This window comes from Paenibacillus sp. lzh-N1, from assembly GCF_002872435.1.
GTDB lineage: Bacteria > Bacillota > Bacilli > Paenibacillales > Paenibacillaceae > Paenibacillus > Paenibacillus polymyxa_C.
The window spans coordinates 2867970-2884063 of the sequence record NZ_CP025696.1 but is presented as its reverse complement, the minus strand read 5'-3'; the positions used below and the strand labels follow the sequence as shown (position 1 = coordinate 2884063).

Annotated in this window: 12 protein-coding genes; 4 read left to right on the top strand and 8 right to left on the bottom strand. The window is 46.2% G+C overall.

Annotated elements, in window-relative coordinates; all coding sequences use genetic code 11:
* Positions 1-116: 116 nt before the first annotated feature.
* Positions 117-1847, top strand: a complete 1731-nt coding sequence (locus tag C0638_RS13105) for a CPBP family intramembrane glutamic endopeptidase (RefSeq protein ID WP_058711982.1) — start codon at positions 117-119, stop codon at positions 1845-1847.
* Here the strand turns inward: C0638_RS13105 and uvrC are convergent.
* The 4 genes from uvrC to C0638_RS13085 form a co-directional block, all read right to left on the bottom strand.
* Positions 1816-3900: an excinuclease ABC subunit UvrC gene (gene uvrC, locus C0638_RS13100; protein ID WP_058711981.1), complete on the bottom strand. Its 2085-nt coding sequence runs from the start codon at positions 3898-3900 to the stop codon at positions 1816-1818. The two genes, C0638_RS13105 and uvrC, sit on opposite strands and share 32 nt — an antisense overlap.
* Before the next feature lie 158 nt (positions 3901-4058).
* Entirely contained in the window at positions 4059-4376 is a 318-nt protein-coding gene (trxA, locus tag C0638_RS13095; RefSeq protein ID WP_010347861.1) for a thioredoxin, read from the bottom strand.
* A gap of 124 nt (positions 4377-4500) precedes the next feature.
* Positions 4501-5448 carry a primosomal protein DnaI gene (gene dnaI, locus C0638_RS13090; RefSeq protein WP_013372880.1) on the bottom strand — a complete coding sequence of 316 codons (948 nt, stop codon included), beginning with the start codon at positions 5446-5448 and terminating at the stop codon, positions 4501-4503.
* 98 nt (positions 5449-5546) lie between these two features.
* On the bottom strand, positions 5547-7064 hold the full coding sequence (locus C0638_RS13085; protein WP_013372881.1) for a replication initiation and membrane attachment family protein: 1518 nt from the start codon (positions 7062-7064) through the stop codon (positions 5547-5549).
* A gap of 344 nt (positions 7065-7408) precedes the next feature.
* Between C0638_RS13085 and hemQ the strand changes: the two genes are divergently transcribed.
* Positions 7409-8188 (top strand): hydrogen peroxide-dependent heme synthase, encoded by a 780-nt coding sequence (gene hemQ, locus C0638_RS13080; RefSeq protein WP_058711980.1) that lies wholly within the window; start codon positions 7409-7411, stop codon positions 8186-8188.
* Positions 8189-8311: 123 nt separating this feature from the next.
* Here hemQ and C0638_RS13075 read toward each other — a convergent pair whose 3' ends face one another.
* Positions 8312-9502 (bottom strand): NAD(P)/FAD-dependent oxidoreductase, encoded by a 1191-nt coding sequence (locus C0638_RS13075; protein WP_058711979.1) that lies wholly within the window; start codon positions 9500-9502, stop codon positions 8312-8314.
* A 236-nt stretch (positions 9503-9738) separates the two neighbouring features.
* Here C0638_RS13075 and C0638_RS13070 point away from each other — a divergent pair, with 236 nt between their 5' ends.
* A complete protein-coding gene (locus C0638_RS13070; RefSeq protein ID WP_013372889.1) occupies positions 9739-10743 on the top strand; it encodes an NAD(P)/FAD-dependent oxidoreductase in 1005 nt (334 codons plus the stop codon).
* A gap of 159 nt (positions 10744-10902) precedes the next feature.
* Here C0638_RS13070 and C0638_RS13065 read toward each other — a convergent pair whose 3' ends face one another.
* On the bottom strand, positions 10903-11046 hold the full coding sequence (locus tag C0638_RS13065; protein ID WP_007431918.1) for a sporulation histidine kinase inhibitor Sda: 144 nt from the start codon (positions 11044-11046) through the stop codon (positions 10903-10905).
* A 282-nt stretch (positions 11047-11328) separates the two neighbouring features.
* Positions 11329-11985, bottom strand: coding sequence for a YheC/YheD family protein (locus C0638_RS13060; protein ID WP_013372891.1), 657 nt, complete (start codon positions 11983-11985; stop codon positions 11329-11331).
* A gap of 220 nt (positions 11986-12205) precedes the next feature.
* Between C0638_RS13060 and C0638_RS13055 the strand changes: the two genes are divergently transcribed.
* The gene (locus tag C0638_RS13055) at positions 12206-13741 is read left to right on the top strand and encodes a Ppx/GppA phosphatase family protein (protein ID WP_013372892.1); all 1536 of its coding nucleotides are present in this window, start codon (positions 12206-12208) and stop codon (positions 13739-13741) included.
* On the opposite strand, the gene ppk1 is transcribed toward C0638_RS13055, so the two are convergent.
* Positions 13701-15809 carry a polyphosphate kinase 1 gene (ppk1, locus tag C0638_RS13050; RefSeq protein WP_102163540.1) on the bottom strand — a complete coding sequence of 703 codons (2109 nt, stop codon included), beginning with the start codon at positions 15807-15809 and terminating at the stop codon, positions 13701-13703. The genes C0638_RS13055 and ppk1 overlap by 41 nt on opposite strands.
* Between the last annotated feature and the right edge of the window lie 285 nt (positions 15810-16094).

Below are 16094 nucleotides of genomic sequence, written 5' to 3'. Positions count from 1 at the left end.
AAAACTTTAAAGTGCTTTCACTCTATTTTCATGAATATCGCTGGTCTGTTGGCGGGAACCTGTGCAGTATGATATCTTTAATGGATGTTCTTATTTACAGATTAAGGAGGAAACTCATGAATCCTATCGGGAAACCGGTCGTGCTCACGGCCAACTTCAAAAAATTAGGCTTGCTGGGCGGGGTTGGCCTGATTTGCTTTTTTATCTTTCAATTGCTTATTCCCTCAATTAGCAATCCAAGTCCGGAATCATTGATGAATGCAAAGGTCATCAGCAAACAAGAAGCGGTCATACACGCCCTGGACTTTGCCCGTTCCGAGCTGGGCTATACGGAATCACAGCCAGAGAAGCCCGTCGTAACCTATCAGGCTGAAACAGATTTGTACGGTTATTTATCCAGAGAAAAATTGGTTCAAGAGTACGATCGTACATGGAAAAAAAATTATCCTTATGAAACCTTTCGGGTTGATTTGCCTGACTCCTCAGCGAAGGGCAAGCTGCAAATCCATGTGGATTTATCCACTGGGAAGGTCGTTAGCTTTAAACGGATCACCTCCAGCACCAATTACACACAGGCTGATGTTTCTACAGATGAACAAGCACGAAGCAGACTTGTACGTGTAGCTGAGGGTGACATGACGCTCGAAGCCAAGGAACAGGCTGCAGCAATATGGATCAAACGCTTTGGCTTTAAGCCATCTGAATTGAAGCTCGCGACCACTGAGGGGGAAGGTGGATTAAAATATACCGTGGACGAAAAGAAAATCGGCGCCTCGGTACTTACGCTGGCTTTTACTTTTGAAGACGGGGATGTTCGCTCGTTTACCCAAAGCTTTTCGGCCCCTTCGTCCTATACCGACTATGTTAAAAAGCAAACATACTGGGCGAATTGGATGACTTATGCGGGTTATGCCCTATTTAGCTTTGTCCTGGGCGTACTTGCCATTGTGTATGCGTCACTCACTCGACGACATACTTCATTTGTTCGTGGTATTTCTCTGTCCATTGTATACTTTATTGCTAGTATAGCTGGGACAATGAACATGCTACCTTTATTGCAAGCTGAAGCAGGCAGTAAGGGCATGCTTTTATTTCTTATGGTATTCCAGGTTGGTGTTACCTTCTTCATGGCTGTAGCTATCTATTTCTCCTTGGTAGGCGGTGACGGGCTTATGCGTCAGGTTGGACTAAATGCATGGCCACGTGCTAAAGAGCCAGGCTACGGACTGTATGTGCTTCGCAGTATGTATGTCGGTTACTTGTGGGCCTTCATTTTACTGGGCGTACAATCCATTTTGTTCTTTGTATTGGAGCGCACATTTAATACGTTCTCCACTACAGACGCCACGCAGTCCCCTTACAATATGGCTTATCCATGGCTATTGCCGATTATGGCTTGGATGGCAGGTATTGGAGAAGAAACTGTTTACCGTCTATTTGGTATTCCGATGGTAAAAAAAATAGTCAAGAATACGTTTGTTGCTTGTCTGATCACTACGCTTATTTGGGCACTGGGACATACGCTTTATCCGATCTATCCGGTGATTTCCAGACCTATTGAGCTGACTTTTCTTGGTTTGCTGTTTAGTTTCGTGTTCTTGCGTTACGGCTTTATCGCTGCTATGTTCAGCCACGTTATTTTTGACAGCATATTAATGGGACTTAGTGTGATAAGTCTGGGAGACACCGTGAATGTGAGCGCCGGCCTATTCTGGATCTTACTTCCGGCTATTGTAGGCTACATCATTTACTGGTTTAGTCCCAAAAAGCCTAATCGAATCATGTTTGAACCCATGAAAAAAGAGGAGCCGTATTCTACGACTCCTCCTCCCGAAGGGCAGCTATAATTTGACGAGCAAGCTTATCCCCAATAGAGAGAGGCCGGAAGTCTTCGACGCTGGCCTCTCTTATTTTTTTGAGCGATCCAAAATGCTTGAGCAGCAACTTACGCCGTTTCTCGCCGATGCCTGGAATGGAGTCCAACTGGGAAGTTACCATAGATTTGCCGCGCTGCTCGCGGTGGAACGTAATGGCAAAACGGTGAACCTCGTCCTGGATCCGTTGCAGCAGATAAAATTCCTCGCTATTGCGTGCAAGTGTCACGGCCTCAAATGTTTCTCCCATCAGTAGTTGGGAAGTTCTGTGTTTGGCATCTTTCACCAAACCACACACAGGTATAAACAAACCCAACTCATTTTCCAATACATCGGTTGCCGCTTTAATTTGTCCACGCCCACCATCGACAATGATCAAGTCGGGACGTTCAAGATTTTCCTTCAGCACACGTTCATATCGACGCCGAATAACCTCACGCATCGTCTCATAATCATCTGGTCCCTGCACGGAACGGATCTTGTATTTTCGATACTCCTTCTTGGCAGGCTTGCCATCAATAAAGACGATCATGGCCGAGACTGGATCAGAACCCTGAATGTTGGAATTATCGAACGCCTCTACCCGATGCAGACTATCCAGCCCAATGGCACGTCCCAGATTGCTTGCAGCTTTGGATGTCCGTTCCTCATCCCGCTCGATCAGCTTAAACTTCTCATCCAGAGCAACACGTGCATTTTCCGTCGCCATACCCGTCATTTGCTTTTTCAGCCCACGCTGTGGCACAAGTACTTTTATATCCAACCATTCAGCCAGAGCGAGAGCTGCCGTAGATGGGTCCTCCAGTCCACCGGATAGTTGAGTTTCTGTTTCTGTTTCCCCGGTTTCTTGGTCACCAACTTGAGCTTGATTCGTTCCTTCTGCATAAGCTGCTCGTGCTTCGGCTACCCGCAGTGGGTCAGCAGAACGGTCTGACTCCGTTTGTACTGCTTCCTCATCTGTAATCCCGGTAGTCTCAGCTGTAGTTGCACTGTAAAGCTCAGTTTCTGTTGCAATCGGTTGATCAACATCAGCCGATTTTGCTTTCATCAGCTTAGGAGAATCCGGCAACAATATCTCCTGCGGTACTGCCGGGTTGTCACTGTAATATTGCGTCACATAGGACATAAAATCACTGTAAGCTTCACCGTAGAAAGGGAAAGTCGACATATGGCGCTCGATCATTTTACCCTTACGGACATATAGAATCTGTACACACATCCAGCCCTTATCTACCGAAAAGCCGAATACATCCCGGTCCTTCGCATCAGATGTGGTGATTTTCTGCTTTTCCATCATCGCGTCGATGCTAATAATCTGATCCCGCAGCTCCTTGGCACGCTCAAAGTACAATTCCTCTGCGGCCTCCTGCATTTTACGTTGGAGATCCTTTTTAATTTCCTCATGTCCTCCACTCAAAAAGGAACCAATCTCCTGACTGATCTGGTCATATGTTTCCTTCTCAACCTCTTTCACACAAGGTCCCAAGCACTGATGCATGTGATAATACAGACACACTTCTTTTGGCATCACACCGCACTTGCGCAGCGGATACATACGATCCAGCAGCTTTTTCGTCTGATGTGCCGCGTAGGAATTAGGGTACGGTCCAAAATATTTCGCTTTATCTTTCAGAACGCGACGGGTTACCTCCAGCTTGGGGTGTGCCTCGTTCGTAATTTTCAAGTACGGAAAGGTTTTATCATCCTTCAACAGCACGTTATAACGCGGCTGGTGCTTTTTAATAAGGTTGCACTCCAGAATGAGCGCCTCCATATTACTGCCTGTAACGATATATTCAAAATCACGAATATCGGCAACCAGTCGTTGCGTCTTGCCGTTATGGCTACCTGTAAAATAGGAACGGACCCGGTTTTTCAACACTTTGGCCTTGCCGACATAAATGATGGTGCCTTCACTGTTCTTCATCAGATAACAGCCTGATGCATCCGGCAGTAATGCTAATTTGTGCCGTATATTCTCCAGCGCCTTCTCCTGGTTCTGCAAGTCCTCCGCATAGGATTTCATTCGCCCGGTTCCTCCTTCCATTCTTAATGACTGCTCAACTAATACTTATATTATATAGGAATAATGCACAAAAACGCCCCCGGTATATATAACCGGAGGCATTGACTGTTCATGGCGCTCCACCAAGCCCCCGCAGGAGCATGGGTCACATTCCATGATTATTGGTGTTTAGTAAGCATGCTTTTCAATGCTTCTTTAGAGTTCAAGCCTACCACTTTATCAACAGGCTGTCCGTCTTTGAAGACGATCAGGGTAGGAATACTCATCACGCCGAAACGGGAAGCAGACTCTGGATTTTCATCCACGTTCACCTTCGCGATTTTGACACTATCGCCAACTTCTGTGGACAGATCCTCCAGAATTGGAGCGATCATTTTGCAAGGACCGCACCATGGCGCCCAAAAATCAACCAAAACGGTTCCTGTGCCTTCGACTTCTGCGTTGAAGGATTGATCGGACACGTTAACAATTGCCATTGTATGTTCCTCCTTTATAGAAAAGTCAACATTATTATAACCTGTAATGTCTGTTTCGACACTTTTAATTATATCACAATAGTCTTTTAATTGTAAGATATCAAAAGAGCAGGCAGATAACCGCTTATCCTCGCTGATTTTTCCCCTTGACGGTAATGACATCTACAAAAGGACGAATCCGGTCCATCAAGCGTTGTCCCTTGTACATTTCCTCTCCGTCTTTGCTTGTAAAGCTAAGATGCTTCTCTAGCCCTTGCAGCGAGTAATTGGAAGTATAAAAGGTCGGTTTGCGGTTCATTCGGTAATTCAAAATGGAGCCCATTACATGGTCCCGTACCCATGGACTCAAATTTTCAGCACCAATATCGTCAAATACAAGTAGATCACAATTTTTAAGCATTTCAGTCGTTTCTTTGAGCTTCTGTCCATCCTGAATCATGGATTTTAAGTCCTCAACAAAATCAGGCATGTACACAATCACACCGTTGAAACCCGACAGAGCCAACTCGTGCAACAGATAGCCCATCAAAAAGGTTTTTCCCGTACCAAACGTACCTTCTAGGTACAGCCCTTTTTTTAATAAACCCTGACTTTTGGTTTCCTCAATATAGCGGAATACCTGATTTACTGCAGGCACGCGTTGCAAATCCTTGCGCGCAATTTCAACGGCATTATAGCCTTCCAACAGCGCGCGCTCATCTACATAAAAGCTTTTAATTCGCTCGCGCACCCGTTGTTCATGCTGAGAAGCAACCAGCTTGGCGCACGGGGTCCGAATGTCCACCATTTCCGCTGTTCCATTTGGGTACTCCACGCCCAGCTTGCAAAAGTGACCCTGAAAATCGTTAGGACACCGTTCCAATCCCGGACAGTTGTCGCAATTTCGACGATCCCGGGTATACTGAAAGAGCATACTCATATTAAGTCGCAATTGCGTTTCGTCCACATCAGGATGGGCAGCACAAAATTCCTTCACCAACGGATCATTTAGAACCTGATCGGCTACGCTGCGAGTGCGTTGGCGAAACGAGGGGTTCTGCATCTGCTGTAGCAAATCACCGAGTGATTCCAAGGACACTCCTCCTTTCTAAAATGTGCAGAGTTATGGAGCGGGAGAGACGCTTCGCTGCCGACCGCCATAAAGTCGACACATTATTGAATTGGCTTCCACTATACCTTTTTTTGCTTGCCGGATTGCAATCGTTCGGCCAGGCGAAGCAGTTCATCCAGTTCTTCCTCGGATACGGATTCCTCGGAAGGTTGATCTTGTACGATCGGAATAGACGGCTTGGCAGGCCCATTGTTTTTGGCATACGTGCGGGATCTGCCTCCGGAAGAAGAAGCAGTAGACTGTTTTCCTTTTACCTTGGCTTGATCCCTTATATATTGAACGGCTTTTTCGTAAGTGTTTACCTGCTTTAACAGCATGTTGGAGGCAACGGCCTCGACAAAGTTGCGGTTAATCCGTTGATCGCTCCCCGATACGAGCAGTGACATTAAATAATGGATCAGCACATTGATGACTTCACCAGGCAGCTTATAGCTGATATCTATCTTCTCGAATATATCCAGCAGGTTACCGGGAACCGTGCCGGGGAAAAAAGTTTGCAGCAAACGGCGATAAGGCTCGTTGCGCAGCATCATATTATATTGGTGAATGTCACACTTGGCTGTGAATTGTGGTGGTACCTCTACATAAAATTCCATTTCCACAGCCTGCTCTGCAGGCGGCTCTTCAGGTGTGGAAGTTTCCCTCTGGCGCAAGGCAACCACCTTGGCGGCCTGCACCTGCTGTTCCTCCTGACGCTTCCGTTCCTGCCTGGAGTGCTGGCTAGCCCGAAGCTGAAGCTCGTCGAGCAATAAGTCACCTGCTTCGGTAAAAATGCCGTCCTCATCCAGCAAGCGGCTAATATCCTGTACAGAGAGATCAAATTTACGGACCACGTAATTGACCATACCTAATTGCTCGTGTTCAAATCGAAGACGTTCCACGTGCTTGCGATTGGCGGATTCACGCGGAAAACGAAGAATAATATCGGCATAGTTCAATGCTTCCTCCGATTCGGACGCTAATGCTCCAGTCTGACGGCTCGTGGACACCTCGGACAGCGCCTGTTCCAGCTCATAATCGATAACATGGGTGTTCAGCTCAAACAGCTCATAAAACGGAACCGAAATATTCTCTTTATTATGGGAAGATTGCGACCATTCGCTAGATTCCCTGCTCCACAACGATTCTCTCAGAGAAAGCACTGCAAACTTACCGATTTTGTCTCTCAACAAAAGGGTGAGGTGCTGCGTTCTGAAAAATTCAGCAGGTGCGAGCGGTGGCTGCATCTCATATTCATACATATAATCGTCCGTTTCAGGCGCATACAGCCTGGACGTCTGCAACAGACCGACAGCCTCCAGCTTGGAGGTCTGTTCAATCAAATACTTGCGTCCCTTCTCACTTGGCTCCAGTCCCAGTGTCAGAAAAAGTCGACGTTGCTGTTCCAACGGCGAATAACCGATCTGTCCGACTGGCACATGCTGGAACAACAGTCGATATAGACTGACCGCAAATGCGCCTACCATCGGCTGATAGACACTTCCCAGCATCAATTCATCCAGTGCGCTCAAGCCAAATTCCCGATAAACGCAGTAGCGGTGGTTCTCAGTATAGTGCAGCAGGTTTTTCATCCGCATTCCGACATTCTTCCTTTCCTGACATAACGTTCTCCAAGATGTTTTACTATTCTATCATACTTGCCCTCGGGTGGGACCAACAAAATAAGGGCAATTGTCCTCCTTTTTGGCAGCCGTATTCGTCCGAGTTCTTCTTTTTTCGAGAATACTAACTATTTTATGACTTTTGTGACCTGCATCATGGAAAAATAATATTCTTCACACTTCTTTCATTGGTGAAAAGCTCCAAATTGAGCTACAATATAATGGTTAAACATCACGTATTGGATACAGGAACGATATACGGAAGTACACATATTTCGGCTAAGCCGATTACATTTACAGATCGTAAAGGAGTGTAGATCGTGAATCAACATCAACCTCAACAAACCCCAGCAACACCCAACGAAGTAACCTCCACACTGGAAGGCTGGTATGCGCTTCACGATTTCCGGTCCATCAACTGGACGGAATGGAAAACCGCAGACGATGAAGAGCGCGCGGGAGCACTGGACGAGCTTCAAGAGTTTATGAAGGAATGGAGCGTTACCGAGGAAGCAGGCCTGGGCAGCTCGGCTGTCTATACTATAGTCGGACAAAAGGCTGATTTTGTTATGCTGCACCTGCGTGAAACGCTGGAAGACCTCAATAAACTGGAAAATGAGTTCAACAAAACAACCTTCGCCAAATATACGACCAAAACTTATTCTTATGTAAGTGTGGTCGAACTGAGTAATTATTTGAGCAAGGAAGAAGATCCAATGCAAAATCCACAAATTGTCGCACGCCTGAAACCTGTATTAAACAAGGCTCGTTATATTTGTTTCTATCCAATGAACAAGAAACGTGACCTGGATGACAACTGGTACATGCTTTCGATGGACGAACGTCGCACCTTGATGCGCAGCCACGGTTTAATTGGGCGCAGCTATGCTGGCAAAGTAAAGCAAATCATCTCAGGTTCCATCGGCTTCGATGATTGGGAATGGGGCGTAACCCTGTTCTCCGACGACGCACTTCAATTCAAGAAGCTAATTTATGAAATGCGTTTTGATGAAGTAAGTGCCCGTTACGGTGAATTTGGTTCCTTCTATGTCGGCAGCGTGTTGAACGAAGAAACATTTGAAGACATGCTGAAGCTGTAGGAACTCTAATAATAGAAAAGAAAAGCAAAGCAATAGAAAAAAGGTTTCCAGGCTCTGGTAGGAGTCGTGGAAACCTTTTTCTGTTCTTATTGTTTTAGGTGCATCTTGACTACTTGGCTGAGATTAGAAAAATCGCCCTTTTTTCAATACCAGTGGAATGCCGCCAATGATGAACAGATAGCGTAGATCTACGATCTTTTTCAACTGTGCGGCCACCCAGCCTTTGATTTTGCGTTTACCTACTACGGCGACGGCTTCGCCCTTTCCAAGAGATGCAACTGTACCCTTATTGGAGAATACGAACTTGTGCAGCTCCTTTTTGCGGAGCGTAGCGGCCAGATTCTTGGCACAAAGCACTCCTTGCTGCATTGCAATTTGGGCAGTCGGTGGATAAGGGCGTCCTTCCGGATTAAACATCAGAGAACTGTCCCCGATAATGAAAATATCATCGTGACCCGGTGCACGCAGAAAATCGTCGACTTTCACCCTTCCACGCATCACTTCGAATCCGGCTTTCTCGATCAAACCGTTCCCACGGATCCCACCCGTCCAGACGACCGTGCAGGCTTCAATTTTCTCACCCTCACCAACGATTACACCATCCTGCAGGCATTCCTTAATCGGAACTCCAATACGGAAGTTAACCCCTTTACGTTTGAGGACATCCATCGCATACTCCACCAGTTCAGGATCAAACCCTGGTAATGCTGTAGGAGCTGCCTCAACGTTAATGATTTGAATTCGATTAAAATCGATATCGTAAGCTTTAGCCAGCTGTGGCAGACGATCCGCCAACTCCGCTACAAACTCAATGCCACTAAAACCAGCGCCCCCTACGACGAAATTTAGGCGACCTGGTTTACCATCATTTTTATATAGGGCCAACTGATATTCAATATGCTCTCGAATCAGGCGCACAGAGTTAATACTGCGAATCGTCAGCGCGAATTGATCCATCCCTGGAATACCGAATGTTTCCGGCTCCCCACCTAGTCCGATAACCAAATAATCGTAGGATAGCGAGCCATCCTCCAGCACGATTTTTTTCTCCGTTGGTATGATTTCCTTAACTGTTCCTTTGACTAAATCCACCTTGAACTCATCGATGAGCTGCGCAATCGGAATCCTCGAATGCTCAATCGTATCCGTTCCTGCCGCAGGCATGTGAAGATGAGTCGTAATATAGTGGTAATCATGACGGTTGATTAGCGTGACAGTTGCCTCATTGTGCTTGAGCTCCTTTTGCAATTGCTGAGCCGTCAATATTCCGCCATATCCAGCGCCCACAATGACAATTTTGGGAATACTGCTCATGCTTCTACCCCTTCCGATATACATAATCATTCAATATTCACAGCTTTTCTCTCAACACGGTTAATTTATACTCATAGGAAAGTCTTCATCAAATATTAATCGCTTTAACTTTGCAAGAGGAACCCGGCAGTTTATAATGATAAGCAGTGAATCATACGTTCGGCGGCTATCTGAACCTCTATGCGGCTGATTCAATATCTACAATTCATACTATCCCTTTCGGAGGTGTTTTTAGAGTGACAGCTCAATCCACAGGTGCGGAGATCCGCGATCTGATCATAATCGGAGGCGGTCCAGCCGGTATTTTCGCCGCTTTTTACGGAGGAATGCGTCAGGCATCCGTCACCTTAATTGAAAGTATGCCCCAACTGGGCGGCCAGCTTGCAGCCCTTTATCCTGAAAAATATATTTATGACGTTGCTGGCTTTCCTAAAGTGACTGCACAGGAACTGGTCAACAATTTGGTTCAACAAATGAACCATTTTAATCCAGAGGTGCAGCTAGAAGAGAAAGTTGTATCGTTAGAGAAGAAAGAAGAACGCCACTTCATCGTCAAAACAGACAAAGGTGGCGAGTATCATGGTAAAGCGGTTATCATTACCGCTGGCGTGGGTGCTTTCGAGCCGCGCAGACTGGAGCTTCCAGGTGCCGATCGTTTTGAAAAAACGAACCTGCATTACTTTGTCAGCGACCTGAGCAAATTTGCAGGCCGTAAGGTGCTAATCAGTGGCGGCGGTGACTCTGCTGTAGACTGGGCCCTTATGCTGGAACCGATTGCAGAACAGGTTACATTGATTCACCGCCGTGACAAATTCCGCGCGCATGAACACAGTGTCGAAAACCTCCTCGCTTCCAAAGTAAACGTTATTACACCAACGGAAATTGCAGAATTGCATGGGGAAGATACGATTACGAAGGTCACTCTTGCTCATGTAAAAACCAAAGAAACTCAGGAAATCGAAGTGGACGATGTCATTGTTAACTTTGGATTTGTATCCACACTTGGCCCGATTGCTGAATGGGGAATTGAAATCGAAAGTAACTCCATCGTGGTCGATTCTCGTCAGGAGACGAATATTCCTGGCATTTTCGCTGCAGGAGACATCACCACCTATCCAGGCAAGCTCAAGCTGATCGCGGTTGGCTTTGGTGAAGCCCCTACGGCAGTCAACAACGCCAAGGTCTATGTAGATCCTGACGCCAAGTTGTCTCCCGGTCACAGCAGTAACATGAAAATGTAGTTAATTTAGACTATGACAAAAAAGGGTATTTTACTCCAGGTTTGAATCTCTGGAGTGAAATACCCTTTTTTACGGTGTGCCTATTCGTTGCAGTGATTGTCCGTAAAGTCATCCGAACCCTGAATGACTTTACAGTCGCAGTACGAGAGCTTGTCCGGTCTAATGAAGGACTACGGCTGTATTCATCTCTAGATTTCTTTTGTGAATTTCAGCCAGCAACAGTGCAATGAAGTCACATTCAAGTTTAAGCTCGATTGCCATCTGATAGGAATCCAAAAGCATTTCATCCGTCAGCATAGCCATCCTCGACACAACCTTTCCTTTTATTTCAAAATCTATTCTATCAAAATACCAAAAACGGAACAAGCGTTCTGTTATCCACAGTCAATTGTGGAAATCCTGTGTATAAATTGTTGGTAAGTGTCGTTAACCCTTATATGTGACAGGGGATAATGTGGACAATATTTATACACAGAATTTTGGCGATTAAACGCAAAAAAAATTTTTTTTATGTTTATACAAATATATTATATTTAGCATCTTGTTAATAGATTATAATGGTAACTTTTTGAAAAAAACATGAATTTATTGAGGTCTTGTGTTTACCTCTAAAATCCATATCCGTCCATTCCAATCAAGCCCGTAATCAAATCCCAGTTGTCCGATCCCGGGAAATCTCCTTTCGAGTATAGGAATACAGTGCTGTGTAAGTTCAACGATCTCCCGCCGCTTTCGTATAGCTAGCCGTCGCGGATATATCATCCGAAGTGCCTCGGTTCCCTTCAACAAAGTTCCTCCTTTGCACAAATTCGTTATGACCAGTCCGGGGCGAGCATGACGCGCCACCACTGCACGAAACTCCCATTTTCCCCCTTCCTTTACGACTTTGACTCGATAGTCAACAGGTCTACCTTGGATACTTGCTAGTTGAATACCTTGCTGAATGAGATACGGACGTTGGATTCGGAGCTTATCGATTCCGACTACAAGCGCACTAAAATGGCTGAACCGATGTGTTTGTTCCATACGCGTACAGGTATAGCCCCTCCCCTCCTTTGCCACGCGCATGACTCCGCCCCCTCCGCCTCCTTTTACGGGTTTTATAAATACAAAAGCATGCCGCCGCAGCATCATGCGCAATTGTTCTTCACTATATAGACAGGTTTCCGGTATATAAACGGCGGTATGTGGATGATGGAGGAGGGCCTTCGTCTTTAGCCATTTGCTTGCAAGTTGTCTCATCTAATTCTCTCCTTTCGCCGTCAGGTATACTTATACATACTCAATAGGGGTGTGCTATTCTTGGATGTTTGTCAGGATCATGTGTCTATTTCGACAAGATCATGGTGAACGGTAGCATGCACCGGACAACACTGGTACAATGACAATAATCTGAATACCATTTAGAACGGAGCAGTTGAATTTGCTGGCAAATGGTTTCTTTCAACAAGGAGGTCAACTCATGAATAGCAAAATTGGCATCATGGACATTGGCTCAAACTCTATACGTCTCGTGATCTATGAAATGACAGAGACAGGAGCTTATCGAATTGTGCAGGAATGCAAAGAAGCTGCCCGGCTGAGCGAAAAGGTTGGGGCCAACGGTCGTATGGAACGAGAAGCAATACGCAGCATCGCTCCATTGTTACGCCAATTTATGGAAGTGTGCCGTATGCACGGGGTTGTCCGAATGCGTGCAGCAGCAACAGCGGCCATCCGCAATGCGGCGAATTCGGACGAAATCGTTCAATGGATTGCGGAAGAGACAGATCTAACATTGGAAATACTGAGCGGGGAGCAAGAGGGCTATGCCGGTTTTCTGGGCGTAGTGAATACAATGAATGTGAGTGACGGAATTATTATTGACATCGGGGGCGGCAGTACCGAAATTACGCTGTTCCGTGATCGGACACGACTGCATACAGTTTCATTTCCCTTTGGCGCAGTCAATATGAATTGGCGCTTTGGACGTGAGGTCAAGAATGGCGAATGGTCTCCTGGACAGATTGAGGAAATGGAGAGCTTTGTCCGTTCTTCACTGCAAAACCATGATTGGATCTTCTCCAATCCGGGTCTGCCGTTTATCGGGTTGGGTGGAACTCTCCGTACTTTGGCTAAAATCAATCAGAAACGTCGGGATTACTCGCTTCCTGTGACACACCATTACGAAATGACAATAGAAGATGTCGATTATTTCTATAGTAGTCTGCCTCATCTGCCCTATGAAAAACGCAAAAAAACAGCCGGCCTGTCCAAAGACAGAGCCGACATTATCGTACCGGGGCTCATTATATTGAAAACGATCTTTGAAGCTGCTCAAGGCTCCGCGTATTTGGTCAGTGGAGCGGGTCTGCGAGACGGCCTGTTTCATGAGCTAGTCAACGCTGAGCAACCTGTGGTGGCTAACCCGCTCATCGCGTCCATTCGCAATATCCTGTCGTTTGCTGTCCCGGTTAGCGAAGCGCATGTCAAGCGGGTTAACGAGTACGCCGTCCGGCTCTATGACACTTTAGCTGAGGGAACCTCAATCGCTATGGACAAACGCTTGTTACTAACTGCAGCAACTCTTTACAAAACAGGCGCAGCCTTGAATTACTATCATTTCCGCCAGCATTCCGTGTTCTGGATCTTGCACGCAGGCATTGGCGGTTTATCTCACCGGGAAACGGTGCTAGCCGCGCTGATCGCTGATTACCACCCCAAAAATCGGACCCCCCGCTTGCTGCGTACACATGCAGATATTTTGGAGCCTTCCGACGAAGAACGTGTACATCGGCTCGGCTCGCTGCTCCAGCTAGCAATCGGCATGGATCGTAGCGAATCCGGCATCATCACCAGCATCCATCCCACAACAGGAGACGATGCGCTGCATATTCGTCTGGAAAGCAGGAGTGAACCGATTCTGGAACAACGAGATCTGGTGGCTGTCGCAAAAGATTTCCAAAAGGCCTGGAATCTTACGTTGTCGTGGTCCATTCTTCCTTCTTCCAGTTTTTAACCTTCATCGCTTCGAATTGGCTCCTAATGGGAGCCTCTTCGTTGTTTCTTGCTACAAATTGATAGCTACCATTAGTTAAAAGCTGGCGCGCCTTTACATTATCTTTCAAGGATAAACGTAAAATATCCACCAGCATTTCTTTGATTCGGTCGTCATAAATCGGGCACATCAGCTCAATCCGGCGAGTCAGATTGCGAGTCATCCAATCGGCGCTGGATAAGAATAGCTCCGAATGACCTGCATTTTCAAAGTAGAACAGTCTGGAATGCTCCAAGAAACGGTCGACAATGCTGATAACCCGAATGTTCTCGCTAAAGCCCTCCACGCCAGGGCGTAAACAGCAGACCCCTCGAATGATTAAATCAATCTTTACACCTGCTTGAGAAGCCGCATATAGTTCATCAATCATTTCCTGATTGGATAAAGAATTAATTTTGGCAATAATACGGGCTGGCTTGCCTGCAAGTGCGTGCTCCGCTTCCCTGCGGATCAGCTCAAACAGCTTATTTTTCATTCCCGTCGGGGCTACGGTGAAAGCTTGCGGAGTCTTGAGCGCCGAGAAACCCGTGATTTCATTAAACAGCTCAGAGGCATCCTCACCCAGCACCGGATCCGCAGTGAATAACCCGATATCCGTATATACACGAGCTGTGCTTTCATTGTAGTTGCCAGTTCCCACATGCACGTATCGTTTGAGCACATTACGTTCATGGCGTACTATTAGAATAATTTTGGCGTGCGTCTTCAAGCCGACCAACCCGTAGACTACATGACAGCCAGCTTTTTCAAGCGTACGCGCCCAAGCAATATTACGTTCTTCGTCAAAACGTGCCTTCAGCTCGACCACTACCGTCACCTGCTTACCCGATTCGGCTGCACGTGCCAGAGCCGGAATGAGCTTCGATTCTCCATTGACACGATACAGGGTCATCTTAATGGCCATTACATCCGGGTCCTCCGATGCCTCAATGATAAAATCAGTTACCGCATCGAATGATTCATACGGATGGTACACGAGCACGTCCCGTTTGCGAAGTACGTTAAAGATATCCTCTTGCGGAGGCAGTTCTTCCGGATACAATGGTTTGATTGCCGGAAACTTCAGATGCGAATACCCCTCCAAATGATCGGCAAAAGACGATAAAAACGTCAGATCTAACGGCCCGTCGATCTCAAATACATGATCGAACAGCTTGAATTCGCGTTGAAGCTCCATCAGAGCAAACGGGTTAATCCCTTTCTCCACTTCCAGTCTGACCGGTGCTCCCCGCCGTCTTCGACGCAGCTCTTTTTCAATCTCTTCGAGCAAATCTTCGATCTCTTCTTCATTAATGGACAAATCAGAGTTACGCGTAACCCGAAAGGCATGAACCGCCTCGGGGATATATCCGGAAAACAGCGTTTGTATATGATGCTTAATCAGTTCCTCAATTAAAATAAATGATTTCTTCTTGCTATTCGAACGTAACGGTACCGAAACAACACGCGGAATATTGGAAGGCACCTGCACAATGGCAAAAAGCGGCTTATCCTCCTCCGTATCTCCCGGACGTCTCAAGACAACTGCCAAATATACGTATTTATTGTGAACTAGTGGAAAAGGACGGCTCTGATCGACCGCCATCGGTGTGAGCACCGGAAATATAATTTCATGAAAATATGCATCCAGCGACTTGCGCTGTGTCGTATTTAAGTCATTATATTCAAGTAGCAAAAGACCTTTTTTCGTCAATAGGCGAGAAATATCACGATAGGTTCGATATTGCTCGGATACCATCGAGACGGTACGCTTGATCAGCCGCTTGTACAAACCGGAGGGGGTATATCCCGTAAAATCCTTTTGCATAAAACCAGCCTTGATCTTCTCGCGCGTCTCTGCAACACGAACAGCCATAAACTCATCCAAATTGCTGGACACAATTGCTAAGAATTTGGCTCTCTCCAGCAACGGTGTATCTGCATCTTGAGCCTCCTGGAGCACACGGCGATTAAATTCAATCCAGCTTAAATCTCGGTTAAAGTAACGTTCTGACCCGGCTTTATCCTTCTTCTGACTCTCTATCAACATATGGCCTCCATCAATTTCATGCAGTATAGTTACCCTTTATTGTACTATTAGATGAAACGCACTAGCATCACAGAAGTGTAAACGCAATGTAAAATGTGTGTAAACACACAATGGATGTCGAAAAGGTCAAACGGATGCTTTACAAAAATAGCATTAAGCGGTACAGTGTTTACGTCTGTTTCATAGAGTAGAAGGACGAACCGTACCTTTTTCAGTTGTTTAAGTTCATTATGATGTCTAATAACCACTTAGTAGCCACGTTCAATTGCTGATTTTCAAATGGCA

Excerpts from the sequence above, each read along its gene's own strand:
- C0638_RS13105 (WP_058711982.1), top strand. The coding sequence starts at position 117 with ATGAATCCTATCGGGAAACCGGTCGTGCTCACGGCCAACTTCAAAAAA.
- uvrC (WP_058711981.1), bottom strand. The coding sequence starts at position 3,900 with ATGAAATCCTATGCGGAGGACTTGCAGAACCAGGAGAAGGCGCTGGAG.
- trxA (WP_010347861.1), bottom strand. The coding sequence starts at position 4,376 with ATGGCAATTGTTAACGTGTCCGATCAATCCTTCAACGCAGAAGTCGAA.
- C0638_RS13085 (WP_013372881.1), bottom strand. The coding sequence starts at position 7,064 with ATGCGGATGAAAAACCTGCTGCACTATACTGAGAACCACCGCTACTGC.
- C0638_RS13075 (WP_058711979.1), bottom strand. The coding sequence starts at position 9,502 with ATGAGCAGTATTCCCAAAATTGTCATTGTGGGCGCTGGATATGGCGGA.
- C0638_RS13065 (WP_007431918.1), bottom strand. The coding sequence starts at position 11,046 with ATGGCTATGCTGACGGATGAAATGCTTTTGGATTCCTATCAGATGGCA.
- C0638_RS13060 (WP_013372891.1), bottom strand. The coding sequence starts at position 11,985 with ATGAGACAACTTGCAAGCAAATGGCTAAAGACGAAGGCCCTCCTCCAT.
- C0638_RS13055 (WP_013372892.1), top strand. The coding sequence starts at position 12,206 with ATGAATAGCAAAATTGGCATCATGGACATTGGCTCAAACTCTATACGT.
- ppk1 (WP_102163540.1), bottom strand. The coding sequence starts at position 15,809 with ATGTTGATAGAGAGTCAGAAGAAGGATAAAGCCGGGTCAGAACGTTAC.